Source organism: Acidobacteriota bacterium (genome assembly GCA_009861545.1).
Lineage (GTDB): Bacteria > Acidobacteriota > Vicinamibacteria > Vicinamibacterales > UBA8438 > WTFV01.
The window spans coordinates 1-22,823 of the sequence record VXME01000152.1 but is presented as its reverse complement, the minus strand read 5'-3'; the positions used below and the strand labels follow the sequence as shown (position 1 = coordinate 22,823).

20 protein-coding genes, 1 tRNA gene and 2 other RNA genes are annotated in these 22,823 nt (G+C 70.3%); 17 read left to right on the top strand and 6 right to left on the bottom strand.

Annotation, left to right across the window (positions count from 1 at the left end; all coding sequences use genetic code 11):
• Nucleotides 1–5: 5 nt before the first annotated feature.
• Both mltG and ruvX read right to left on the bottom strand, forming a co-directional pair.
• Nucleotides 6–1,049, bottom strand: a complete 1,044-nt coding sequence (gene mltG / locus F4X11_23755; protein MYN68001.1) for an endolytic transglycosylase MltG — start codon at nt 1,047–1,049, stop codon at nt 6–8.
• A gap of 4 nt (nt 1,050–1,053) precedes the next feature.
• Nucleotides 1,054–1,533 carry a Holliday junction resolvase RuvX gene (gene ruvX, locus F4X11_23750; GenBank protein ID MYN68000.1) on the bottom strand — a complete coding sequence of 160 codons (480 nt, stop codon included), beginning with the start codon at nt 1,531–1,533 and terminating at the stop codon, nt 1,054–1,056.
• A 159-nt stretch (nt 1,534–1,692) separates the two neighbouring features.
• Between ruvX and F4X11_23745 the strand changes: the two genes are divergently transcribed.
• From F4X11_23745 to thiL, 13 genes are all read left to right on the top strand, one after another.
• Nucleotides 1,693–2,964 (top strand): PDZ domain-containing protein, encoded by a 1,272-nt coding sequence (locus tag F4X11_23745; GenBank protein MYN67999.1) that lies wholly within the window; start codon nt 1,693–1,695, stop codon nt 2,962–2,964.
• Between the two features lie 89 nt (nt 2,965–3,053).
• Nucleotides 3,054–3,130 (top strand) — tRNA-Val (locus F4X11_23740).
• A 37-nt stretch (nt 3,131–3,167) separates the two neighbouring features.
• Entirely contained in the window at nt 3,168–5,156 is a 1,989-nt protein-coding gene (gene thrS / locus F4X11_23735; protein ID MYN67998.1) for a threonine--tRNA ligase, read from the top strand.
• 49 nt (nt 5,157–5,205) lie between these two features.
• On the top strand, nt 5,206–5,775 hold the full coding sequence (locus F4X11_23730) for a translation initiation factor IF-3 (protein MYN67997.1): 570 nt from the start codon (nt 5,206–5,208) through the stop codon (nt 5,773–5,775).
• A 13-nt stretch (nt 5,776–5,788) separates the two neighbouring features.
• Complete coding sequence (gene rpmI / locus F4X11_23725; GenBank protein ID MYN67996.1) at nt 5,789–5,986, top strand: 50S ribosomal protein L35; 198 nt, start codon at nt 5,789–5,791, stop codon at nt 5,984–5,986.
• A 15-nt stretch (nt 5,987–6,001) separates the two neighbouring features.
• A complete protein-coding gene (gene rplT, locus F4X11_23720) occupies nt 6,002–6,367 on the top strand; it encodes a 50S ribosomal protein L20 (protein ID MYN67995.1) in 366 nt (121 codons plus the stop codon).
• A gap of 106 nt (nt 6,368–6,473) precedes the next feature.
• Nucleotides 6,474–7,592, top strand: a complete 1,119-nt coding sequence (pheS, locus tag F4X11_23715; protein ID MYN67994.1) for a phenylalanine--tRNA ligase subunit alpha — start codon at nt 6,474–6,476, stop codon at nt 7,590–7,592.
• A complete protein-coding gene (locus F4X11_23710) occupies nt 7,481–9,688 on the top strand; it encodes a phenylalanine--tRNA ligase subunit beta (protein MYN67993.1) in 2,208 nt (735 codons plus the stop codon). The genes pheS and F4X11_23710 overlap by 112 nt, the downstream gene beginning before the upstream one ends.
• A 92-nt stretch (nt 9,689–9,780) precedes the next feature.
• Complete coding sequence (zapB, locus tag F4X11_23705; protein MYN67992.1) at nt 9,781–10,056, top strand: cell division protein ZapB; 276 nt, start codon at nt 9,781–9,783, stop codon at nt 10,054–10,056.
• On the top strand, nt 9,959–10,435 hold the full coding sequence (locus F4X11_23700) for a cell division protein ZapA (GenBank protein MYN67991.1): 477 nt from the start codon (nt 9,959–9,961) through the stop codon (nt 10,433–10,435). Before zapB ends, F4X11_23700 begins: the two co-directional genes overlap by 98 nt.
• Nucleotides 10,436–10,600: 165 nt before the next feature.
• Nucleotides 10,601–10,786, top strand: a non-coding RNA gene (ssrS, locus tag F4X11_23695) — 6S RNA.
• A 45-nt stretch (nt 10,787–10,831) separates the two neighbouring features.
• Nucleotides 10,832–12,406, top strand: coding sequence for a ribonuclease Y (gene rny, locus F4X11_23690; GenBank protein MYN67990.1), 1,575 nt, complete (start codon nt 10,832–10,834; stop codon nt 12,404–12,406).
• A gap of 6 nt (nt 12,407–12,412) precedes the next feature.
• Nucleotides 12,413–13,441, top strand: coding sequence for a thiamine-phosphate kinase (gene thiL, locus F4X11_23685; protein MYN67989.1), 1,029 nt, complete (start codon nt 12,413–12,415; stop codon nt 13,439–13,441).
• 7 nt (nt 13,442–13,448) lie between these two features.
• Here the strand turns inward: thiL and F4X11_23680 are convergent, their stop codons facing one another.
• The gene (locus F4X11_23680) at nt 13,449–15,347 is read right to left on the bottom strand and encodes an ABC transporter ATP-binding protein (GenBank protein MYN67988.1); all 1,899 of its coding nucleotides are present in this window, start codon (nt 15,345–15,347) and stop codon (nt 13,449–13,451) included.
• Nucleotides 15,348–15,351: 4 nt separating this feature from the next.
• Complete coding sequence (locus F4X11_23675; protein MYN67987.1) at nt 15,352–17,148, bottom strand: ABC transporter ATP-binding protein; 1,797 nt, start codon at nt 17,146–17,148, stop codon at nt 15,352–15,354.
• On the opposite strand from F4X11_23675, the gene F4X11_23670 reads away from it, so the two are divergent.
• Genes F4X11_23670 through xylA form a run of 3 tightly spaced genes read left to right on the top strand, consistent with a single transcriptional unit; the run spans nt 17,098 to nt 20,775 of the window.
• Nucleotides 17,098–17,991, top strand: coding sequence for a hypothetical protein (locus F4X11_23670; GenBank protein ID MYN67986.1), 894 nt, complete (start codon nt 17,098–17,100; stop codon nt 17,989–17,991). The two genes, F4X11_23675 and F4X11_23670, sit on opposite strands and share 51 nt — an antisense overlap.
• A gap of 4 nt (nt 17,992–17,995) precedes the next feature.
• On the top strand, nt 17,996–19,459 hold the full coding sequence (gene xylB / locus F4X11_23665) for a xylulokinase (GenBank protein ID MYN67985.1): 1,464 nt from the start codon (nt 17,996–17,998) through the stop codon (nt 19,457–19,459).
• A complete protein-coding gene (xylA, locus tag F4X11_23660) occupies nt 19,456–20,775 on the top strand; it encodes a xylose isomerase (GenBank protein ID MYN67984.1) in 1,320 nt (439 codons plus the stop codon). Before xylB ends, xylA begins: the two co-directional genes overlap by 4 nt.
• Nucleotides 20,776–20,785: 10 nt before the next feature.
• Here xylA and F4X11_23655 read toward each other — a convergent pair whose 3' ends face one another.
• Nucleotides 20,786–21,544, bottom strand: a complete 759-nt coding sequence (locus F4X11_23655; GenBank protein ID MYN67983.1) for a hypothetical protein — start codon at nt 21,542–21,544, stop codon at nt 20,786–20,788.
• Nucleotides 21,545–21,582: 38 nt separating this feature from the next.
• On the opposite strand from F4X11_23655, the gene ssrA reads away from it, so the two are divergent.
• Nucleotides 21,583–21,937: a transfer-messenger RNA gene (gene ssrA, locus F4X11_23650) on the top strand.
• Nucleotides 21,938–22,080: 143 nt separating this feature from the next.
• On the opposite strand, the gene F4X11_23645 is transcribed toward ssrA, so the two are convergent.
• On the bottom strand, nt 22,081–22,823 hold a 743-nt coding region (locus F4X11_23645; protein MYN67982.1), incomplete at its 5' end, for an efflux RND transporter permease subunit.

Below are 22,823 nucleotides of genomic sequence, written 5' to 3'. Positions count from 1 at the left end.
TCGCTCTACCGCCCGGCCCGCTGGCGTCGGAAGTACTCCACCTGGAACTCGCGCACGTTGCGGTTGTGCTCGCGCAGCGAGTCGGCGAACGCGTGCGTGCCGTCGTTGCGGCTGACGAAGTAGAGGTAGGTGGCGTCGGCCGGGTCCAGCGCCGCCTGCAGCACGTCGCGGCCGGGCGCCGCGATCGGACCGGGGGGCAGCCCGCCGTAGCGGTAGGTGTTGTACGGCGAGTCGACCCGCATGTTGGTGCGCGTCAGGTTGCCGTCGTACGTGCCGGCCTGCTCGAGGGCGTAGATGACGGTGGGGTCGCTCTGGAGCCGCATGCCGATGCGGAGCCGGTTGTTGAAGACCGCGGACACGAGCGCGTGCTCCGCCGCGCTTCCGGTTTCCCGCTGGATGACGGAGGCCAGCGTCACCGCCTCGCGCACGCTCAGGCCGCGCGCGGCGGCGCGGGCGCGGAGGTCGTCGTCGAAGACGGCCCGAAACTGCGCCACCATCGCCGTCACCAGAACGTCGACGGTGGCGTGGCGCGGCAGCAAGTACGTCTCGGGAAACAGGTACCCCTCCAGGTCCGTCGCATGCGGATCCAGATCGGCGATCAGCGCGGTCCGCGACGCCGCCGCCGCGAACGCTTCGGCCGAGCCGAGGCCCTTCGCTTCCACGATGGCCGCCATGGCCGGCAGCGTGAGCCCCTCGGGAAAGGTGATCGGGCGAAGGTGCACCCGGCCGTCGGCGATCTTCGTCACCGCGGCCAGCGGCGACACCGGGGCGTCGAAGAAGTACTCGCCGGCCTGCAGGTAGCGATCCCGGCCGCTGCGCCGCGCCGCGAAACGGAAGGTCCACTCGTCGGCGACGATTCCGGCCGTGACGAGCCGCCCCGCAATCGCCGCGACGGAATCGCCCGGCTCGATCTCGACGAACGCACCCGCGGCCGCGATTCCGGGATGCGGCGCCTCGATCCGGGCCAGCAGTTCCTGCCAGGCGAACGCGGCGGCGCCGGCTCCGAGGAACAGCAGACAGGCCAGCGCGATTGCGAGCCGTTTCAGCATCGGCCTATGCGTCTTCGCCGGCAGCCCGCCCGCCGACCGGATGCGGTGCGCGCTTCTCGGCCGCCCGATCCAGATAGTCCTGCAGGATCACGGCCGCGGCGGCGGCGTCCAGTCGGGCCTTGCGTTTCCGCCAGTCGCGCTCCCGCACCGCGAGCCGCGTCTCGGCCTCCACGCTCGTCAGCCGCTCGTCCTGCAGCACCAGCGGCACGGCCGTGACCGTGCGGAGGACATCCGCGAAGGCGAGCACTCTCGCGGTCTGACGATGCGCCGCACCGTCCAGCGCGCGTGGAACGCCCAGGACGACGACCGCCAGACCGTCGGGCTCGGCGGCCACCGCCGCCACCTCGCCGGCCACCGCGGCGGCCCGTTCCGGCAACGATCCGCCCGGCGCCACGACGCGCAACGGGCGCGCGAGCGTCGCGGACACATCGCTCACCGCGAGTCCGATGCGACGATCCCCGTAGTCGATACCCAGTGCCCGCATGTCCTCGCGTGAAGGCGGTCCAACCCCGCGCCATTCACTGCTTTCCAGCGTACGCCTCGACTCGATACGGTGTCCAGGAGCCTGCGCCGTTGAATCGGCCCAACTTATCCGTCGACGGGCCGGCCGCCGATCCGGTAGAATCCCCTTCTTGGCCGGTACGTGCTCCGCCCCACGGCCTGGAGGGTTTCCACCGGGCCCGTCGCGGGTCGCGGCCCGTGGCTTCGTAAGCTCGTTGCAAAGCGAGGACCTGCCTTGAGGACCCGGATCATCGCCTTCTTCGCATCGATTCCGATCATCGCCTTCGCAGTCGTCGGCGGCTACTACGGCCGTGCGGCGGCCGGCGAGGAAGAGCAGACCTACCGGCACCTGCGCGTCTTCGAGGACGTCGTCTCGCTCATCTCGAACAACTACGTCGAGCTCGTCGATCTCGACGACGTGCTCGAGGGCGCGTTGCGCGGGCTGGCCGAGGGGCTCGACTCCGACAGCGCGTACCTGTCACCCTCCGACGCGCGTCGCATCGAGAGCGGCCAACGGCTTCCCGAAGGACGCGTCGGCCTCGACGTCACCCGGCGCTACTACCTGCAGGTGATCGCGGCGCTCGACGGATCACCGGCCGCGGAGGCGGGCATCGCGCCGGGCGACTACGTGCGGGCCATCGACGGCGAGCCGACGCGGCTGCTGTCCGTCATCGAGGGCGAGCGGCGGCTCCACGGCGAACCAGGGACCACGGTCACGCTCTCGTTGATTCGCGGCAGCACGCAGGAGCCCTACGACATCGCGCTCGTCCGCGAGCGACTCGCGCCGACGGCGGTCAGCGGGCGCCTGCTGGCACAGGTGGACGGCGTGGGCTACCTGCGGATTCCGGCTTTCGACGAGGGCGTCGCAGAGGCCGTCGCAGAGGAGATCGCCGCGTTGGAGGCGAACGGCGCGTCTCATGTCGTAATCGATGTCCGTAACGCGGCGGAGGGCGCCTACGAGGCGGCGGTTCAGGCGGCCGGGCTCTTCGTGGCGGACGGGACGCTGGCCATCCGCGAGGAGCACGGCGCCGCCAGCACGCCGCTCGAATCGACGACCGGAGAGGACGCCATCGGGTTGCCGGTGACGCTGCTGACCAACTTCGGATCTTCGGGGCCGGCCGAGGTGTTCGTCTCGGCCCTGGTGGAGCGCGATCGGGCGACCAGCATCGGCCAGCGGACGGCCGGACGTACGAGCCTGCAGCGCCTCGTCCCGCTGCCGGACGGATCCGCGTTGTGGCTGTCGTGGGCGCGCTACCTGACCGCGGCCGGCGAATCGATCCACCCGTTCGGCCTGGCGCCGGGCATCGGAGTGGCCGTGCAGTTGCCGGAGCTCGGCGAGCCGCTGCCGGAAGAGGACGCCGTGCTCGAGCGCGCCATCGAGGAGATCGAGGGGCTCGCCGCGGAGGCCGCGTAACGGTGGCCGCGCCTTTGACGCGACTTTCCCCCGGTTGGTATACTGCCCGTTCGTTTCATGGTCTGTAACATCCACTCTCCGCGAAAGATAGGCGCGTAGCTCAGTTGGTTAGAGCGCCTGCTTGACATGCAGGAGGTCGGCGGTTCAAGTCCGCCCGTGCCTACCAGGTTTACCGAGACGGTCTCCCGACCGACCGACGCAGCATGAGCCAGATCACCGTCACCCTGCCGGATGGATCCACCCGCGCCGCCACCGCGGGCGCGGCCGTGTCCGCCGTGGCCGCCGACATCTCGCCGCGGCTCGCCCGGCAGGCCCTGGCCGCGATCGTCGACGGGCGGATGGTCGACCTGTCGTACCCGCTCGAGGGCGACGTCGCGGTGCGGTTCGTGACCCCGGACGCCCCCGAGGCCCTCGAGCTCTACCGCCACAGCACCGCCCACCTGCTGGCCGCGGCGGTGACCGCGCTGTTCCCCGAGGCGCAGTGCGGCATCGGCCCGGCGATCGACGAGGGGTTCTTCTACGACTTCGTCGTCGACCGGCCGTTCGTCCCGGCGGATCTGGAAGCCATCGAGCGCAAGATGGCCGAGCTCGCGAAGCAGGATCTGCGCTACGAGCGGAAGATGATGCCGAAGGCCGAGGCCAAGGCGTACTTCGACGGCCGCGGCGAGCCGCTCAAGGTCCAGTTGATCGAGGAAAAGGGGGGACCGATCGTCTCGTGCTACACGATCGAGGACGCCTTCATCGATTTCTGCACCGGACCGCACGTGCCGTCGACCGGCCGCCTCAAGGCCTTCAAGGTGCTGCACAGCTCGGGCGCGTACTGGAAGGGCGATTCGCGCAACCAGCCGATGCAGCGCATCTACGGGACCGCCTTCTTCAAGGCGTCCGCGCTGACCGCCCACCTGACGCGGATCGAGGAGGCGAAGAAGCGCGACCACCGCCGGCTCGGCAAGGATCTCGGGCTGTTCACGTTCCACCCCTGGGCGCCCGGCGCACCGTTCTGGCAGGCCAAGGGGGCGACGCTCTACCGGATCCTCTCCGACTACATGCGCGACGCGCTGTCCGGCGACGACTACCAGGAGGTCCGGACACCGCTCGTCTTCAACAAGGCGCTGTGGGAGACGTCCGGACACTGGGAGCACTACCGGGAGAACATGTTCCTGCTCGAGTCCGACGGAGAGCCGCCGGCGCCCGCGACCGGCAACGGCGGCGGGCCGTCGACCGCCGAAGACAGGGACGGGGCGCAGTTCGCCCTCAAGGCGATGAACTGCCCCGGGCACATGCTGATGTTCGCGAGCGAGGGACGCAGCTACCGCGACCTGCCGCTCCGTTTCCACGACCAGGGCGTGCTGCACCGGCAGGAGGCCTCCGGCGTGCTCAGCGGACTGACCCGCGTCCGCCAGTTCTCTCAGGACGACGCGCACTGCTTCATCACCGAGGACCAGATCGGCGAGGAGGTGGAGCGCCTGCTGCGGCTCATCGACCGCGTCTACGGGGACTTCGGGCTGGACTACGCGATCGAGCTCTCGACCCGCCCGGAGGACTACCTGGGCAAGCTGGAGACGTGGACCCACGCGGAAGCGCAACTGCGCGGGGCGATCGAGGCGGCGGGCAGGCCGTTCACCGTCTCCGAGGGGGACGGAAGCTTCTACGGACCCAAGATCGACGTGCACGTGACCGATGCGATCGGCCGCCGGTGGCAGTGCGCGACGATTCAGCTCGACTACCAGATGCCGCAGCGCTTCGGCCTGAAGTACGTCGGCGCCGACAACGCCGACCATACGCCGGTGCTGATTCACCGTGCCATCTTCGGCAGCTTCGAGCGGTTCATCGCGCTGCTCATCGAGCAGTACGCCGGGGCGTTCCCGCTGTGGTTGGCGCCCGTCCAGGTCCGCATCCTGAACATCGCCGACCGGCATGCCGAGTACGGCCGGACGGTGCGGGACCGGCTGGCTGCGGCCGGCTTCCGCGTGGAGCTCGACGATCGCCGCGAGAAGATCGGACTCAAGATCCGCGAAGCGCAGCTCCAGAAGATCCCGCGGATGCTCGTGATCGGCGACCGCGAGGTCGAGAACGGCACGGTCGCGGTGCGGAGCCGCACGAAGGGAGACCTGGGCGCCAGCGCCCTCGAAGAGTTGATCGGGACGCTCGAGGAGGAGGTCCGGCTGAAGCGGACCCCCGCAACGGAGTAAACTAGCGCTTCGCCCCGAGGGGCGAGCGCTGTCACGAAGGGAGCACGGTATTCCTCCAGGACGCGGCCCGCGCGGGCCACGCCGCGATTTCCGCCAGCCCCGCACGCGAGTCAACGAGCGGATCCGGGTTCGGGAGATCCGGGTCATCGACGACGGCGGTGAGCAGCTCGGCGTCATGGCGCCGCCCCAGGCAATGGCGATAGCACGGGAGAAGGGACTCGACCTCGTCGAGATCTCGCCGACCGCGGTACCGCCGGTCTGCCGAATCATGGACTACGGGCGGTTCCAGTACGAGGAGCAGAAGCGGACGCGGCAGGCCAAGAAGCACCAGAAGACGATCGAGGTCAAGGAGATCAAGTTCCGGCCGAAGGTCGACGAACACGATTACCAGTTCAAGAAGAAGCACGTCGAGCGCTTTCTGGCGCACGGCGACAAGGTCAAGGCGACCATCTTCTTCCGCGGTCGCGAGATGGCGCATCCGGAGTTCGGGCGGCACATCCTCGAACGGCTCGTCGACGAGCTGCAGGAGGTGGCCACCCAGGAGACGCTGCCCCGCATGGAAGGCAACCAGATGCACACGATCCTGTCGAGCAGGAGCGTGTCGAAGAAGGGGCGCTGATGGAGAGGCAGGCATGCCGAAGCTGAAGACGCACCGCGGCGCGGCCAAGCGGTTCAACACCACCGGGACCGGCAAGGTGACCCGCAAAAAGGCGTTCTCGCGCCACATCCTGACCAGCAAGACCACCAAGCAGAAGCGCGGGCTGCGCGGCACGACGACGGTGGATACGGCCGACGAATCGCGGATCCTGCGGATGATTCCGTACAAGTAGGGAGCAGTCGAGAAGATGCCTCGAGTGAAGCGCGGCACCGTCCGGCGCGCGAAGCGGCAGAAGCTGCTGGCCCGCGCCAAGGGCTTCTACCAGAACAAGAGCAAGCTGTATCGCGCCGCCAAGGAAGCGGTCGACACCTCCCTGAACTACGCATTCGTCGGCCGCCGGCGGAAGAAGCGGGATTTCCGCCGTCTCTGGATCACGCGCATCGGGGCGGCGGCGCGCCTGCACGGGCTCAGCTACAGCCACCTGATCAACGGCCTCAAGCTGGCCGGCATCGGCCTCGACCGCAAGGCGCTGGCCGATCTGGCCGTCCGCGAGCCGGACGCGTTCGCGCATCTCGCCGAGCAGGCCAGGGAGGCGCGCGCCGCGGCGACCTAGGCGTCCACAACCTGTTCGCTCGGCGCGCCGCTTGCCGGACGCCGAGAAGCCACATCCCCGTCCGACGCTGCGCGCTGTGCCACCGCGGACTCCTGAGCGTTCAACGATGTCGCCTCTCCCTACCGTCGAGGACACGCGGGCCGCCTTCCTGACCGAGCTCGGCCGGGCCGCCACGCCCGACGAGCTGCAGGAACTGCGGAACCGCTATCTCGGCCGGAAACGCGGCGCGGTTACCGCCCTGCTCAAGTCCGTATCCCAGGCGCCGCCCGAGACCCGCCGCGACCTCGGCCGGCAGGCCAACGCACTGAAGCGGGAGATCGAGCAGGCGCTGGCGGAGCGCCGGGATTCCGCGACACCGACTCCATCACCCACCGAGCACAGAGTCGCGGCGAACCCAGCTGCGTGGGCGTCTGAGGTGCCCCCTGCAAAGGTGACAAAGGTGCCTTCGCCGGTCGACGTCACGCTCCCCGGCCGCGAGGTCCCACTCGGACACCGCCACCCGCTGACCGTCATCCGCGAGGAGATCGAGCAGATCTTCACCGGCCTCGGCTTCGAGATCCTCGAAGGCCCGGAGGTCGAAGACGACTACCACAATTTCGAGGCGCTCAACATGCCGCCGGAGCATCCCGCCCGCGACATGCAGGACACGCTGTACCTGGACGCGCCGCTCCGGACGCCCGCCGGCCCGCCCGGCACCCTGCTGCGGACGCATACCTCCGGCATGCAGATCCGCTACATGGAGACGCACGAGCCGCCGGTGCGGATCATCGCGCCCGGACTCGTCTACCGGCGGGACACGCCCGATCTCACCCACTCGCCGATGTTCCAGCAGGTGGAGGGACTGCTGGTCGGCGAGGGGGTGACGATGGCGGACCTGAAGGGCACGCTGGAGTGCTTCCTGCGGCAGCTCTTCGAGCCCGACACTCGGGTCATGTTCCGCCCGAGCTTCTTCCCCTACACGGAACCGAGCGCCGAGGTGTTCATCGACTGCGTCTTCTGCGGCAGAGGCTGCGCGGTCTGCAAGCAGACGGGTTGGCTGGAGATCCTCGGCAGCGGCATGGTGCATCCGGCCGTGCTCGAGGCGGTCGGCTACGATTCCGAGCGGATCACCGGGTGGGCGTTCGGCGTCGGGATCGACCGCATCGCGATCCTGAAGTACCGCGTGGAGGACATCCGCGCGTTCTACGACAACGACCTGCGCCTCCTGGAGCAGTTTCCCTATTGAGAATCCTGGTTTCGTGGCTGCGTGAGCTCGTGCCGGTCACGGTGAGCGTGGACGAGCTGGCCGAAGCGCTCACGGCGTACGGGTTCGAAGTGTCGGCGGTCGACCCGGCGCCGCCGATTCCGGGCCGGCCGGCACGGGGCGAGGACGCCGTTCTCGACCTGGAGATCACGACCAACCGACCCGACTGCCTGAGCGTCGCGGGCATCGCCCGCGAGGTGTCGACGATCTACGGGGACACGATCACCTGGCCGGCGCTGGCCGACACGCCTGCCGGCGACGACGCGTTGCCCGTCACCATCGAGGAGGACGCCCTGGCGCTCTGCCCCCGCTACGCGGCCTCGGTCGCCGAGGTCCGCGTCGGTCCGTCGCCGGCCTGGATGGCGGCGCGCCTCGAGGCGGCGGAAGTCCGGCCCATCAACAACGTCGTCGACGTCACGAACTACGTGATGCTCGAGCTGGGCCAGCCGATGCACGCGTTCGACCTCGACCGCCTCGCCGGAGGCGAGCTGCGGATTCGCCGCGCGCGGGCGGGAGAGACGGTGCGCACGCTGGACGGCGTCGAGCGGCAACTCGCCGGCGACATGCTCGTCATCGCGGACGGGGCGCGCCCGCAGGCGGTGGCCGGCGTCATGGGCGGAGCCGATTCCGAGGTCGGCGACACAACGGCGCGCATCGCGTTCGAGAGCGCCTGGTTCGATCCCGTGTCGGTCCGGCGCACGAGCAAGCGGCTGGCGTTGTCCACCGACGCCTCGTTCCGCTTCGAACGGGGCGCCGACATCGAGGCTCCGGTGCGGGCGATGCGGCGTGCGCAACAACTCCTGACCGAGATCGGCGGCGGCGCGCCGCGCGGCGCCATCGTGGACCGCTACCCGACGCCGCGGGACCGGGTCAGCGTCACCCTCCGCCACGCACGGATCGGCCACGTGCTCGGCGTCGAAGTGGAGCCCGGCTTCGTGCCGGCCACTCTCGAGCGGCTCGGTTTCGGCGTCGACGGGGAGGCGACGGAAAGCGACGGAAGACCCCGCTGGCGGGTCACGGTGCCGCCGCACCGCGTCGACGTCAGCCGCGAGATCGACCTCATCGAGGAGATCGCCCGCCACCACGGCTACGAGCGTTTCCCGTCGACGTTCCCGGCCCTCGTCCGCCCGCCGGCCCCCCCAAGCGGCACGCTCTCCCGGCAGCGGCTTCTGCGACGGGTGCTCACTGCCGGCGGCTGCTCGGAGGCCATCACCTACGGATTCATCGAGGAAGCCGCCGGGCGCCCGTTCGTCGGCCGGCCCGACGACCTGGTTCGCATCGCCAATCCGCTGTCGGAGAAGTTCGCGGTGCTGCGACCGTCCCTGATACCAGGCCTGCTGGATGCGCTCATCCACAACCGCCGGCGCGAGCATCGCGATATTCGGCTCTTCGAGATCGGTCGCCGCTTCACCGCCGCCGACGGCGAGACCGCAGGCTTCGCGGTGGCGCTCACCGGCGCGTCGGCGCCCAGACACTGGAGCCGCGGACAGCGGCAGACCGACCTGTTCGACGTCATCGGCCTCGTCGATCGGGTGTGCGACGCCTTCGGCGTGACGCCCGCGTACGAACCGGTGGAGCGCAACACGCTGGTACGCGGTCGTACCGCCGCGGTGCAGGCGACAACGCCGGACACCGCCGAGACGCTGCAACTCGGCCACGTCGGACAACTCGCTCCGGACATCGCCGAGGCGCGCGGGCTTCCGGCCGACGACGAGATCTACGTAGCCGAACTCGACCTCCGGGCACTGACCAGCGGCGGTTCGAACCCCGACCGGATGGTGGCGGCGCCGCTTCCGCGGTATCCGTCGATGGTCCGCGATCTGGCGGTGATTGTCGACGCGGCCTTGCCCGCCGCCACCGTTCGTGACACGATTCGGTCCGTTGCACCGGAAACGCTGCTGCAGGTGCGCGAGTTCGATCTCTACCAGGGCAAGGGCATTCCGGACGGCCACATGAGTCTGGCGTTCCGCCTGACGTTCCGCGCCGCGGATCGGACACTGACCGACGTGGAGGTGCAACAGGCGACGAACACGATCGTCGCCGCGCTCAAAGCCGCGCACCAGGCCGAGTTGCGCTAGTCTGAGCGTAGAACGGTGCAGACTCGGCGACGGTTTCCGAGCTGGCGGCGACCGGAAGCGCCCCCTTGCGAGGGCATGGAGCAGAGTCGCATATGTCAGAGACGGCCCAATACGTCGACCTCGCCACCGTGGACCGCCTGGCCCAGAAGGTCAGCGGGCTGGTGCAGGTTCTGGAGCGGACCCGGCAGGAGTTGGCGGAGGCGCGGTCGGACAACGAACGCCTGAACGAGGAGATCGGCGCGCTCCGCGAAAACCTCACCGCCGCCAGGCATGAAGCCGAGGAGGTCGAGACGCTCCGCGCGGAGCGGGATCAGGTACGCGCCCGCGTGGCCGAGATGCTGGATCGACTCGAGACGCTCGACCTGTAATCGGGCGGGGAACGGACCGGACCGCACGCGGCGCGTCCGGGACCGCCCCGCCGTGCTGCACGCGATGGACAAGCCGACCGAAGCCAGCGTCACCCACGTCGAGATCCTGGGCCGGCAGTACCCGATTCGCAGCCGGCTGGACTCGGACGATGTCGCGCGGCTGGGTACCTACGTCCGAGAGAAGATGGAAGCGGTCGCGAATCGCGCGCCGCGGCGCGACCTGGTGCACGTGGCGGTGCTTGCCGCGCTCAACATCGCCGACGACTACTTCCGCAGTCTCGACGGGCGCGCCAACGACGAGCGCCACGTCCTGGACCGCATGCTGGCCATCGAAGCCATGGTCGACCGCGCGGTCAGCGGCGGCCGTGCCCCGGACTGACGGTCAGCGGCGGCCGTGCCCGCGGACCGACGGTCAGCGGGCCTTGGGCGGCATCTCCTCCGCGACGGCCGCTCGGCCGCGAACACCGCGGCTCCTTGCCCCGACTGCCGCTTCGTTCTAAGATCGGCACAGGAACGGAGCACGGCACGTGTGTTGGATTTTTGAGATTCCCTGCAGTACGCGTGATGGCATGGAGGCTCGTTTGAGCCATTGTTGTATCGAAGTGAACCGCGACGCTTCGCTGTGTGCACGCCTCGGCCCGAGGAAGCCTAGAGGCGGGGTTTGACATAGCGGTTCCACCTGCACGCGCAGGTTCATACGACCTCCCCACACGGTAATCGCGGGGGTCCTCGGGTTTCGCCCCAGCATGCCGCGCCGACTCCGTGCGAGTCGCGCATGCAGCTCCTGTCGCCCGCTGTCGCCGCCGGCCTCGCGGCCGCTGTCGTAGGTCTGATCTTCTTCGGCGTGTGGATAGCCACGCGCCGGCGGATCGCCGCCGAGACAGTGGGCCGTGCACGCGAAGAAGCCGGGCGACTGCTGGAGAGCGCCGAGCGCGAGGTCGGCGCCCGGCGCAAGGAAGCGGAGCTCACCGCCCGCGAGCAGGCCCAGAACCTGCGCCACGAGACGGAGAATCACGCCCGCCAGCGCCGCGAGGAGTTGGCCGCGCTCGAACGCGACCTGAACGAACGCAAGCGCACGCTCGGGGAGCGCAGCGCCGGAGTCGACCGGGCCGCGCGCGATCTGCGCGCCCGCGAAGACGCCGTCATCGCACGTGAAGAGGCCGCCCAGGCCGAGGAAGCTCGCTCCCAGGAGATCATCGAGCAGACCCAGGCCGAGCTGCAGCGGGTCTCGGGCATGACCGCCGACGAGGCCAAGGAGCTGCTCGTCCGCCAGCTCGAATCCGACGCGCGGCGCGACGCCGCCAATCTCGTCAAGCGGCTGGAGCACGAGGCGCGCGAAACCGCCGCCGACAAGGCGAAGCACATCATCACGCAGGCGATCCAGCGCAGCGCGGCCGACCACGCCATCGAGACCACCGTGTCGGTGGTCGATCTGCCCAGCGACGACCTGAAGGGCCGCATCATCGGCCGCGAGGGGCGCAACATTCGCGCCCTGGAAACCGCGACCGGTGTGGAGCTGATCGTCGACGACACGCCCGGCGCCATCATCCTGTCGAGCTTCGACCCGTACCGCCGCGAGATCGCCAAGCGCGCCATCGAGCAGCTCGTCGCCGACGGCCGGATCCACCCCGCCCGCATCGAGGAGGTGGTCGAGAAGGTCCGCGCCGCGGTCGACGAGGCGACGCTGAAGGAGGGTGAAGCCGCCGCGTTCGAGCTCGGGATTCACGACATGCATCCCGAGATCAACCGCATGATGGGCCGCCTGAAGTTCCGGACCAGCTACGGCCAGAACGTGCTCGCTCACTCCAAGGAGGTCGCCTACGTGGCCGGGGTGATGGCGCGCGAGCTGGGCCTAGACGCGCACACCACCATCCGCGCCGCCTTCGTGCACGACGTCGGCAAGGCGATGGATCGCGAGCTCGAGGGCACGCACCTGCAGATCGGCATCGACTTCCTGCGCAAGCACGGGGAGACCGAGGCGGTCGTGGACGCGATGGCCGCGCATCACATGGACATCGACTGGCCCTCGCTGGAGTCGATGCTCGTGCAGGCGGCCGACGCTATCTCCGCGGCCCGGCCGGGCGCCCGCCGCGACATCCTCGAGTCGTACGTCAAGCGCCTGGAGAACCTGGAAGGCATCGCGGACTCGTTCAAGGGAGTCTCGAAGTCCTTCGCGCTCCAGGCGGGACGCGAGATCCGGGTGATGGTCGAGAGCGAGCGGATCACCGACGAAGACGCGGTCTGGCTCTCGAAGGACATCGCGAAACGGATCGAGAACGAGCTCCAGTACCCCGGCCAGATCAAGGTCACGGTGATACGCGAGACCCGCTCGGTGGAGTACGCGCGTTAGCCCGGCATTGGCCCTGTCGTGCGCAGTTCCGCCACCGTCGCCGACCTCGGCGAGCATGCCGTCGTTCAACGCATCCGGGAACGGGTACGCCCGCGAGCCCCGGGCGTGGTGACCGGCATCGGGGACGACGCCGCCGTCATCGAGCCGGACCGCGGTGCGCTGGCCGTCGTGACCACGGACACGCTGGTGGAGGGAGTCCACTTCGACCGGACCCACAGCTCTCCCGGCGACGTGGGGGACAAGGCGCTCGCCGTCAACCTGAGCGATCTGGCGGCGATGGGCGCCGTGCCGCGCCACGTCCTGCTTGCGCTCTCGCTGCCCCCCGCCTGTCTCGTGTCGGACGTCGACGAGATGATCGACGCGCTGCTGTCGCTCGCTGCGCGCCACCGCACGACGCTGGTCGGCGGCGACGTCACCGCCTCGCCGGGACCGCTCGTCCTGGGGCTGACCGCCATCGGCAGCGCCAAGCGGCGGCGGGTGCTCGGACGCGACGGGGCCCGGCCGGGTGACGTCGTCTACGTCAGCGGCACGATCGGCGCAGCGGCGGCTGGCCTCGCCTCGTTCCGAGACGCGACGGACGCCGGCCCCGCTCCCGAGGCGTGCCGGCGGCGCCACCGCCGCCCCGAGGCCCGCGTCGTCCTCGGCGTCGCGCTCGGCCGGAACCGGGCGGCCCGCGCCTGCATCGATCTGAGCGACGGGCTCGGCGACGCCGTCCACCGGATCGCGGCCGCGAGCGGCGTCGGCGTGCGACTCGACGCCGAGGCCCTGCCGATCCACCCGGAGGCGCGCACCTGGTTCGCGGCGGCCGGGCTCGACCCCCTGGCCGCCGCGCTCGCCGGCGGCGAGGACTTCGAGCTGGCCTTCACGAGCCCGTCGGCGTTCCGCGGGCGGCTGCGGCACGTGCGGCGGCAGATCGGCGAGCTTCCGCTCACCCCGATCGGCGTCGTCACGAAGGCGCGCGAAGTGTGCCTGCGCCGCGACGGCCGGGACGAACCGCTGCCCGGGGGGTACGAGCACTTCGCGGGCTCGGATTGAGCCGGCGTCAGCCTCCACTCCCGGAATCGACCACTGCCGGCTCCAGCGCGGTCCACACGGCACCGGCCCGCGCCGGCGCCGCCGCCCGCTCCTGGTCCCTGTACTGCAACTGATACAGCGTGTGGTAGAGCCCGCGGCGCGTGAGAAGCTGCTGATGAGTGCCGGCCTCCCGCAGCTCGCCCTTGTGGAAGACCAGGATCTGGTCCATGTCCTGCACCGTCGACAGCCGGTGCGCGATGGCGATGGTGGTCCGCTCCGCCATCAGGACGTGCAGGGCGTCCTGGATGAGGCGCTCGGTGTCGGTGTCGACGCTCGACGTCGCCTCGTCGAGCAGCAGCACCTCGGGAGCGAACGCGAGCGCCCGCGCGAAGCTCAACAACTGCCTCTGGCCCACCGAGAGGGTCGCCCCGCGCTCTCCCACCTCGCTGTCGAGCCCGGCGGGCAGGCGCTCGATGAAGCGATCCGCGTGCACGCTTCGCACCGCCGCCTGCACCGCGGCATCGCCGATCGCGTCGTGACCCAGGCGGATGTTCTCGCGCACGCTGCCGGAGAAGAGATAGACGTCCTGGAGCACGAGGCCGAAGCGCTGCCGCAGGTCGGCCAGCCGCATCTCGCGCACGTCGACACCGTCGACGGTGATCCGCCCGCGATCCACGTCGTAGAAGCGCATCAGCAGGTTGATGAGAGTGGTCTTTCCGGCTCCCGTCGCGCCGACCACGCCGACCCGCTCGCCCGCGCCGACCTCGAACGAGACGTCGCGCAGCACGTACTCGTCGCCGCGGTAGGCGAACCAGACGTGCTCGAACCGGATCCGGACGCCGCCGGCAGAAGAAGCGAGGGCCAGGCGCGGCCCGAGTCCGGGCGCGGGAGACGAGTCGGCCCTCGCCGCCGGAGCCGCGGGCGACGCGATCTCCACCGGCGTGTCGAGCAGCCCGAAGATGCGCTCGGACGACGCCATCGCCGACTGCAGAATGTTGAACTTCTCCGACAGGTCGCTGATCGGCTTGAAGAAACGCTGCGAATACTGCAGGAACGCGACCAGCGCCCCGAGCTCGACCGTATCCTGCAGCGCCCGCCCGCCGCCGTACCAGACGATGAGAGCGGTGGCGACGGCGCCCAGCACCTCGATGGCCGGATAGAAGGTGGCGTAGTAGAAGATGGACTCCAGGTTGGCGTCGCGGTGCGCGCGGTTGATGCCCGCGAACTGCTCGAAGTTGCGGGCCTCGCGCCGGAAGAGCTGCACGGTCGCCATGCCGCTGATGTTCTCCTGCAGGAAGGCGTTGATCCGCGCGATCTGGAGCCGCACGCGGCGGTACGACTCCCTCGCGTTCATGCGGAACCAGTGCGTGACCCAGGCGATGGCCGGCAGCACCGCGAACGTGACCAGGGCCAGGCGCCAGTCCATCCACAGCAGGACGATCATGATGCCGGCCAGCATGAAGACGTCCCGGAACACGGTGACGACGCCCGAGGTGAACAGCTCGTTCAGCGTGTCGACGTCGGAGGTGACGCGGGTCATCAACCGGCCGACCGGGTTGCGGTCGTAGAAGCGGAGATCGAGCCGCTGCAGGTGGCGGTAGATCTCCATCCGGAGATCGAACATGATCCGCTGCCCCATCGTCTGCATCGTCCAGGTCTGCACGTACTCGAGCACGAACGAGCCGGCGAGAACGAGCAGGAACGCCAGGGCGATGCGGTCCAGGCCGTCGAGGTCCCCCGGCGCGATGTGGTCGTCGATGGCGACCTTCGTCAGCCAGGGCTGGGCGAGCTGGAGCACGGAGCCGGCGGCGATCGTCGCAAGCGCGACGCCCACCGACCGCCGGTGCGGGCGCAGGTAGCCGAGCAGGCGCCGCATGAGCCGCGCGTCGTAGGCCCGGCCGAGAACCTCCGGTTCGTGAACGGACATCCGCCTACGAATCCTCGAGCGCTTCTTCCAGCAACTGCTTGTGATGCAGCCCGGCGTAGAGACCGTCCAGCGCCACCAGCTCGGCGTGCGTGCCCCGCTCGACGACCCGGCCCTCGTCGAGCACGAGGATCAGGTCCGCATCGCGCACGGTCGAGATGCGGTGGGCGACCAGGATCGTGGTGCGCTGCCGCATCACCTCCCGGAGCCGCCCGAGAATCGCCTCCTCGGTGTGGGTGTCGACCGCCGACAGCGCGTCGTCGAGGATCAGAATGCGCGGATCGGTGAGGATGGCGCGCGCCAGCGCCGCGCGCTGCTTCTGCCCCCCCGACAGGGTGATCCCCCGTTCGCCTACCTCGGTGTCGAGGCCGCGCGGAAACCCGGCGACGTCGACGTCGAGCTGCGCCAACCCGACCGCGTCCGCGACAGCGCCGTCTGCGGCGCGCACGCCGTCCGCGGCGCGCACGCCGTCCGCGGCGCGGACCCCGAAGGCGACGTTGCCGGCCACCGTCTCCGAGAACAGCAGCGGTTCCTGCGGCACGTAGCCGATCGCGCCCCGCAGGGTATCGAGCGCCAGCTCGCGGACGTCGATTCCGTCGACGAACACGGTCCCCGGCGGCGGATCGTAGAGGCGCGGCAGCAGGTCGACCAGCGTCGACTTCCCGGAGCCGGTCGGACCGACCAGGGCCAGCACCTGCCCCGGCTCCACCCGCGCGGACACCCCGGAGAGGACCGCCCGGCCGTCGTAGGCGAACGTCAGGTCGCGGAATTCGACCACGCCCCGTATCCTCTCGGGCGCGACCGGCATCTCGGGGTCGCGGATGGCCGGCTCGACCTGCAGGACGTCGAGCATCCGCTGCCACGCGGCCAGCCCGCGCTGCAGCATGTTGGTCACCCAGCCGAAGGCGATCATCGGCCAGCTCAGCATCGCCACGTAGACGTTGAACGCGACGAAGTCGCCTATCGACAAACGGCCGTCGATGACGTGCCGGCTGCCGATCCACAGGACGATCAGCGCCGACAGGCCGAGAAAGAACGCCAGCGTCGGGTGGAACGCGCTCTGCAGCCGGATCATGGCGCGGCTGCGGGCGACGTACTCCTCGTTGGCCTCCCGGAACCGCTCGATCTCCACTCCCTCGCGCCGGTAGGCACGGACCACCCGCACCCCGGCCAGCGCTTCGTGCACCACCGCGCTCATGTGCGCCAACTGCGCCTGGATCCGCTCGGACCGCGAATAGATGGCGCTGCCGAAACGCTGCACAACGACCGATACCAACGGGAGCGGAAGCAGCGCGAGCAGGGTGAGCGCCGGCGACAGGGACAGCATGAGCACCAGGGCGACCACGAACGTGATCGAGGTGGAGGCCGTGTACATGATCGCCGGCCCCGCCATCATCCGAACCGCCGACAGATCGTTCGTCGCGCGCGACATCAGGTCGCCGGTCCGATTGGCCTGGAACCAGGCCGGCGGCAGGCGCTGCAGATGCCGGAAGAGATCGTTCCGCAGGTCGAGCTCGATCTCCCGGGAAGCGCCGATGATGATGCGCCGCATCAGGAACCGGCAGACGCCCCCGGCCAAAGCGAGACCGACGAGCGCGGCGGCGTACGACGCCAGAGCGGGTCCTGCGGCGGCAGCGACGAAGTCCGGACCGAGGCGGGCGGCCAGGTGGTCGATCGCATGCTTGAGCACCCACGGCGACGCCAGGGTGATCGCGGTGGACAGGACGAGAAAGACGGAACCCAGGGCGAACCGATGCCGATAGCGGACCAGGTAGGGAAACAGCGCGGACGCGGCGGACGACATCGATCCATCAGCATAGCAGGCGGCAGGCCGGCGGCGTTCGGAGCGATCCTGCTGGCGCTGCTCGCCGCCCCGGCCGGCGGGCAGACGCCGGCCGACGAGCGGTGGCGCGAGCTCGAATCGGCCACGGCTCCGGGCGAGGACTACACCATCGAACTGGCCGCCGGCCTCTGGGATCCGACGGCCGCCATCTCCGGCTCTACCGAGGTGCTCGGCATCCGGAGCGGGCCCATCGACTTCAACGGCGATCTCGGGCTGCGCCGCAAGCGCCACCCCGGCTTTCGTCTGACGCTGAAGGCCGGCCGCCGCCACAAGCTGCGGGCGTCCCTGATCCCCATGCAGTACCGGCAGCAGCAGGTACTCGAACGGCGCGTGGTGTTCCGGGGAACACGGCTCGACGTCGGGTTGCCGGTCGACTCGACTTTCCGCTGGGACGCGTGGCGCTTCGGCTACGAGCTGGACGTCGCCACCGGCGGGCGGGGCTATCTCGGGCTGATCCTCGAAGCGAAGTACACTCACCTGTACACCGCGTTGGACTCCAACGGCGCGAGCGCTTTCGTCGAGACGCGGGCCCCGATGCCCGCGATCGGCGGCATTGCGCGCTTCTACGTGACGCGGCTCACCCCCATCACGGTGGAAGCGACGGGGTTCGTGCTGCCGGAGGATACCCTGGACGGGTACCACAGCCGGTACGTGGATCTCGACGTGTACGCCACGCTGAACCTCTCGAGGCACCTCGGATTGAGCGTCGGCTACCGGACGTTGGACGTGAGCTATCTCATCGACCGCCAGACGGGAGACTACCGCCTCGGCGGCGTCTACGCCTCGGCGGCGTTACGGTATTGACGGCGTGTATCTCGGCATCGATCTCGGCACGTCCGGCGTCAAGGCGATTCTCCTCGACGCGAAACAGGAGGTGCGCGCCTCGTTCACGGCGCCCCTGGCCGTCTCCCGCCCGCGACCGCTCTGGTCCGAGCAGGATCCGCGCGACTGGTGGCGCGCGACCGACGAGGCGGTGCGCGCGGTGCTGCGCGACGTCGACGGAGGCGCCATCGAGGCGGTCGGCCTGTCCGGCCAGATGCACGGCGCGACGCTCCTCGCCGGCGACGATTCGGTGCTGCGTCCGGCCATCCTCTGGAACGACGGGCGCTCCGAGCGCGCCTGCGCGCGGCTCCTCGAGCGCGAGCCCCGCCTGCCGGCCATCACCGGCAACCTCGCCATGCCCGGATTCACCGCGCCGAAGCTGGTCTGGGTGGCCGAGCACGAGCCGGAGGTGTTCGCCCGGGTAGCACGCGTGCTGCTGCCGAAGGACTACCTGCGCCTGCGCATGACGGGGGAGTACCTCTCCGACCGCTCCGACAGCGCCGGGACGCTCTGGCTCGACGTGGCCCGCCGCGACTGGAGCGACGAGATGCTGGCCGCGACGGGGCTCACGCGCGCCGCCATGCCGGGGCTCGTCGAAGGCAGCGAGCCGGCCGGGACGTTGCGGGCCCAGGTCGCCGAGGCGTGGGGCCTGCGCCGCGTTCCGGTCGCGGGCGGCGCCGGCGATCAGGCGGCGGGCGCGATCGGCGCGGGCGTCGTCGACCGCACCCGGACGTCGCTGTCGCTCGGCACTTCAGGCGTGCTGTTCGTCGCCGACGCGGCGTACCGCGCCAACCCCGAGCGCGCCGTCCACAGCTTCTGCCACTGCCTCCCGGACACCTGGCACCGGATGTCGGTCATCCTGAGCGCCGCCTCGTGCCTGGCGTGGGCCGCGCCGCTGCTCGGTTTCCGCGACGTGGCGGCCCTGCTCGCGGCGGTCGAGGCCGACGGCCGGCCGGCGGACGTCCTGTTCCTGCCGTACCTGTCGGGCGAGCGGACGCCGCACAACGACGCGAGCGCCAAGGGCGTCTTCTTCGGCCTGCACCACGACACCAACGCCGCCGCCCTCGGGCGCGCCGTGCTCGAAGGCGTGGCCTACGCGTTCGCCGACGCCCGCGACGTGCTGTTCGGTCGGGACGAGGGGCCGGGCGAGATCGCCGTCATCGGCGGCGGCTCGCGCAGCGGCCTGTGGGGGCGCATCCTCGCGAGCGTGCTCGACGAGGAGCTGACCTACCGCGCCGCCGCGGAGGTCGGCCCCGCGCTGGGCGCCGCGCGGCTGGCCCGCCTGGCGGTGACCGGGGAGGCCCCCGTCGCGGTCGCCACCGCGCCGCCCGCCACCGACGTCGTCGCGCCGGACGCCCGGCTGCGCGAGCGCTACGCGGAGGGGCTGCCGCGCTACCGCGCCCTGTACGCCGCCCTGCGGGAGGAATTCAGGAGAGGAGCCGAGTCGTGAGCGCACCGTTCTTCGACAACGTCGACCGCATCGACTACGAGGGTCCGGAAACCGTCAACCCGCTCGCGTTCCGCCACTACGACAGGGACCGCGAGGTGCTCGGCAGGCGGATGGAGGACCACCTGCGGCCGGCCGTCTGCTACTGGCACTCGTTCAACGCGCCCGGGGTCGACATGTTCGGGGCTGCCACGCTGGACCGCCCGTGGCTGACCGGGACCAACAGCCTCGAGACCTGCGAGCGCAAGCTGGACGCCGCGTTCGAGTTCTTCGACAAGCTCGGTGTGCCGTTCTTCTGCTTTCACGACCGCGACATCGCGCCCGAGGGCGCCACCCTCGCGGAGAGCAACGACCACGTCTCGCGCATCGCCGACCGGATGGCGGAACGGATGGAGGCCTCCGGCATCGGACTGCTCTGGGGCACCGCCAACCTGTTCAGCCACCCGCGCTACGCGGCCGGCGCGGCCACCAACCCCGACCCGGAGGTCTTCGCCTACGCCGCCGCGCAGGTGAAGCACTGCCTCGAGGTGACCCATCGCCTCGGCGGCGCCAACTACGTCCTCTGGGGCGGGCGCGAGGGCTACGACACGCTGCTCAACACCGACCTGCGGCGCGAGGCCGACCAGCTCGGACGCTTCATGAGCCTCGTCGTCGAGCACAAGGCGAAGATCGGCTTCGACGGGGTGCTGCTGATCGAGCCCAAGCCCCACGAGCCGACCAAGCACCAGTACGACCACGATGCGGCGGCGGTGCACGCCTTCCTGCAGCAGTACGACCTCGACCGCTCGATCAAGCTCAACATCGAAGTCAACCACGCCACGCTCGCCGGCCACAGCTTCCAGCACGAGCTCGCGTACGCCATCACCAACGGCCTTTTCGGCAGCGTCGACGCCAACCGCGGAGACCCGCAGAACGGCTGGGACACGGACCAGTTCCCGAACAGCGTCGAGGAGACGACGCTGGCGCTGTACGAGATCCTGCGCGGCGGCGGTGTCGGTGCGGGCGGATTCAACTTCGACGCCAAGCTCCGGCGCCAGAGCGTGTCGCGCGACGACCTGTTCCACGGGCACATCGGCGGTCTCGATGCGCTGGCCCAGGGGCTGCTGAGCGCAACGGTCCTCATCGAGAACGGCGAGCTCGCCGCCTTCGTCGAGTCCCGCTACCACGGCTGGAGCGGGCCCCTGGGACGGCGCATCCTCGATGGCGCGAGCCTCGCGGACCTGTCGGATCACGTCGCCGCCGACGCCATCGAGCCGACGCCGGTGTCCGGCCGCCAGGAAATGCTGGAGACGGTCGTCAACCGCGCGATCCGCCGCTGAGCCGCTCCCGTCACCGTCCGGCGCGAGCGAACGCCGCCGCCCGCTCGGCGGCCAGCGCTTCGAGACGCGAACCGGCGTGGCGCGCGAGCAACTCTATCGCCGCAATCCAGCGGGCGCTGTCCGACCGGTTGTCCTCCGTTCCCTCGTCGGCGTAGAGCACCACGAGGGGCTCGCCCCCGATCAGGACGGGAACGGCCACGCCGGTGCGATCCGCGGGCAACGTCGCGAAGGCGGGAGGACGATCCTGCGCGCCCGCGTGTGCGCCGCGCTTCACCCACGCGGTGCGCCGCCGGTCGATCGCCTGCCCGGCGACGCCGGCGTCCTCCGCGGCCAGCACGCGCGCCGCGCCCCCAGCGCCCGCAACGAAGCCGACCAGGCGCCGGCCTTGCAATCCTCCGTCCGCGGCCACGAACAGGGCGGCCCGGCCGGCTTCCGCGGCTGCCAGATCCGCCAGCGCGTCGAGCACGCCGCTCAGCGTCGCCTCGTCGTCCAGACGGCGCACTGCATCGAGCAACCGCGAGACGACGCCCAGGGCAGCCCGCTCGCGCGCCGCCGTCGCCGCCGCGGCAATGGCCTCGGCGCGCTCGTCCATCGCCTGCTTGCGCTCGCGGGCCAGCGAGGCTTCGTGGTCGGCCACGGCCTTGGCCCGCACCTCATCGGCGCGGGAAGCGAGCACCTGTGCCAGATTGCGCACCTCCACCGCCACCGCATCCTGCAGGCGCGGAACGACCACCTCGACCACGTCTTCGACGCCGCGCGATCCAGCCATCGCTGACCCGCATTATAATGCTCTGAAGGCTCGCCGATGGGGGCGACACGGCTTCGACGGGGGTCATGGAACCGCAGGATGCATGCCGAGCACCATCGACTCGTTAATCCGATGGAAAACCAAGTAACTGCGGACACGCAGCTTCCTCTCGCTGCCTAATCAGGCGGCGCGCCTGTCCTGACCACGCCCGCGGGCCGGGAGTCAGGTGTCATACAGTGGGCTGGTCGTAGCGCGCGGCACCGACACGCCACGACGAGATCAATCGGGGCTGGGCTTCCGGCGGTTTCCGCCGCCCTTCGACGCCGGAAGCGACACAATCAAGGGCGGATACGCATGTAGATTCCTCCGGCGCTGGACCTTCGGACGCGGGTTCGACTCCCGCCGCCTCCACCACCCGATACGAGTCGCACCTGGGTCCGGACCACCGTCCGTAGACACTCGACGAGCAGTCGGCTCCACCTTGAGGCGGCGCGGCGTCGTACGCGGCCTCAAGGCGGCGAACGAGGTCGTCAACCGGTACGAGCGGCGGCCCCGGGTCAGGGATCCCAGCGCTCCAACCGCAGCACCACGGCAGGCACGACGAACATGTTCAACGCCGTCGACGAGAACAGTCCGCAGACGATGACCAGCGCCAGCGGCGCCTGGATCTCGCTGCCCGGCACGCCGAATCTGAGCGCAACCGGCAACAGCGCCAAACCGGTCGACAACGCCGTCATCACGATCGGCACCAGACGATCCACCGAGCCGCGGATGACGGCTTCGCGCAGGTCGAGATCCGCGTCTTCCTCGCGCAACCGCCGGATCCGCGACACCAGCATGATCCCGTTCCGCGTGGCGATGCCGAACAACGCTATGAAGCCGATCAATGCCGCGATGGAGAGCACACCGCCGCCCAGGAACACGCCCGCCACGCCGCCGATGAGCGCCAGCGGCAGGTTCAGCATGATGATCGCGGCGTCCCGCATCGATCGGAACGCGCTGTAGAGGATCAGGAAGATCCCGGCCACGGCCCCGACGCCCAGTCCCAGCAGCAGACGCTCGGCTTCCTCCTCCGCTTCGAACTGCCCCCCGTACTCCACGCGGTAGCCGGCCGGCAGGGTCACGCCCGCCGCCACCTGCCGGCGCACGTCGGCTACCACGCTGCCCAGGTCGCGCCCCGCCACGTTGGCCGTGACGATGATCCGCCGTTGCGCGTTCTCTCGCCCGATGAAGTTCGGGCCGCGGTCCTCCACGATCTCGGCCAGACTCCCCAGCGGCACGCGCGCGCCGGCCGGCATGT

What these genes read in the sequence shown, in the direction of transcription:
- mltG (MYN68001.1), bottom strand. Translation starts at nt 1,049, where the DNA reads ATGCTGAAACGGCTCGCAATCGCGCTGGCCTGTCTGCTGTTCCTCGGA.
- ruvX (MYN68000.1), bottom strand. Translation starts at nt 1,533, where the DNA reads ATGCGGGCACTGGGTATCGACTACGGGGATCGTCGCATCGGACTCGCG.
- thrS (MYN67998.1), top strand. Translation starts at nt 3,168, where the DNA reads ATGAGCCAGATCACCGTCACCCTGCCGGATGGATCCACCCGCGCCGCC.
- rpmI (MYN67996.1), top strand. Translation starts at nt 5,789, where the DNA reads ATGCCGAAGCTGAAGACGCACCGCGGCGCGGCCAAGCGGTTCAACACC.
- rplT (MYN67995.1), top strand. Translation starts at nt 6,002, where the DNA reads ATGCCTCGAGTGAAGCGCGGCACCGTCCGGCGCGCGAAGCGGCAGAAG.
- pheS (MYN67994.1), top strand. Translation starts at nt 6,474, where the DNA reads ATGTCGCCTCTCCCTACCGTCGAGGACACGCGGGCCGCCTTCCTGACC.
- zapB (MYN67992.1), top strand. Translation starts at nt 9,781, where the DNA reads ATGTCAGAGACGGCCCAATACGTCGACCTCGCCACCGTGGACCGCCTG.
- F4X11_23700 (MYN67991.1), top strand. Translation starts at nt 9,959, where the DNA reads ATGAAGCCGAGGAGGTCGAGACGCTCCGCGCGGAGCGGGATCAGGTAC.
- rny (MYN67990.1), top strand. Translation starts at nt 10,832, where the DNA reads ATGCAGCTCCTGTCGCCCGCTGTCGCCGCCGGCCTCGCGGCCGCTGTC.
- F4X11_23680 (MYN67988.1), bottom strand. Translation starts at nt 15,347, where the DNA reads ATGTCCGTTCACGAACCGGAGGTTCTCGGCCGGGCCTACGACGCGCGG.
- F4X11_23670 (MYN67986.1), top strand. Translation starts at nt 17,098, where the DNA reads ATGCCGATAGCGGACCAGGTAGGGAAACAGCGCGGACGCGGCGGACGA.
- F4X11_23675 (MYN67987.1), bottom strand. Translation starts at nt 17,148, where the DNA reads ATGTCGTCCGCCGCGTCCGCGCTGTTTCCCTACCTGGTCCGCTATCGG.
- F4X11_23655 (MYN67983.1), bottom strand. Translation starts at nt 21,544, where the DNA reads ATGGCTGGATCGCGCGGCGTCGAAGACGTGGTCGAGGTGGTCGTTCCG.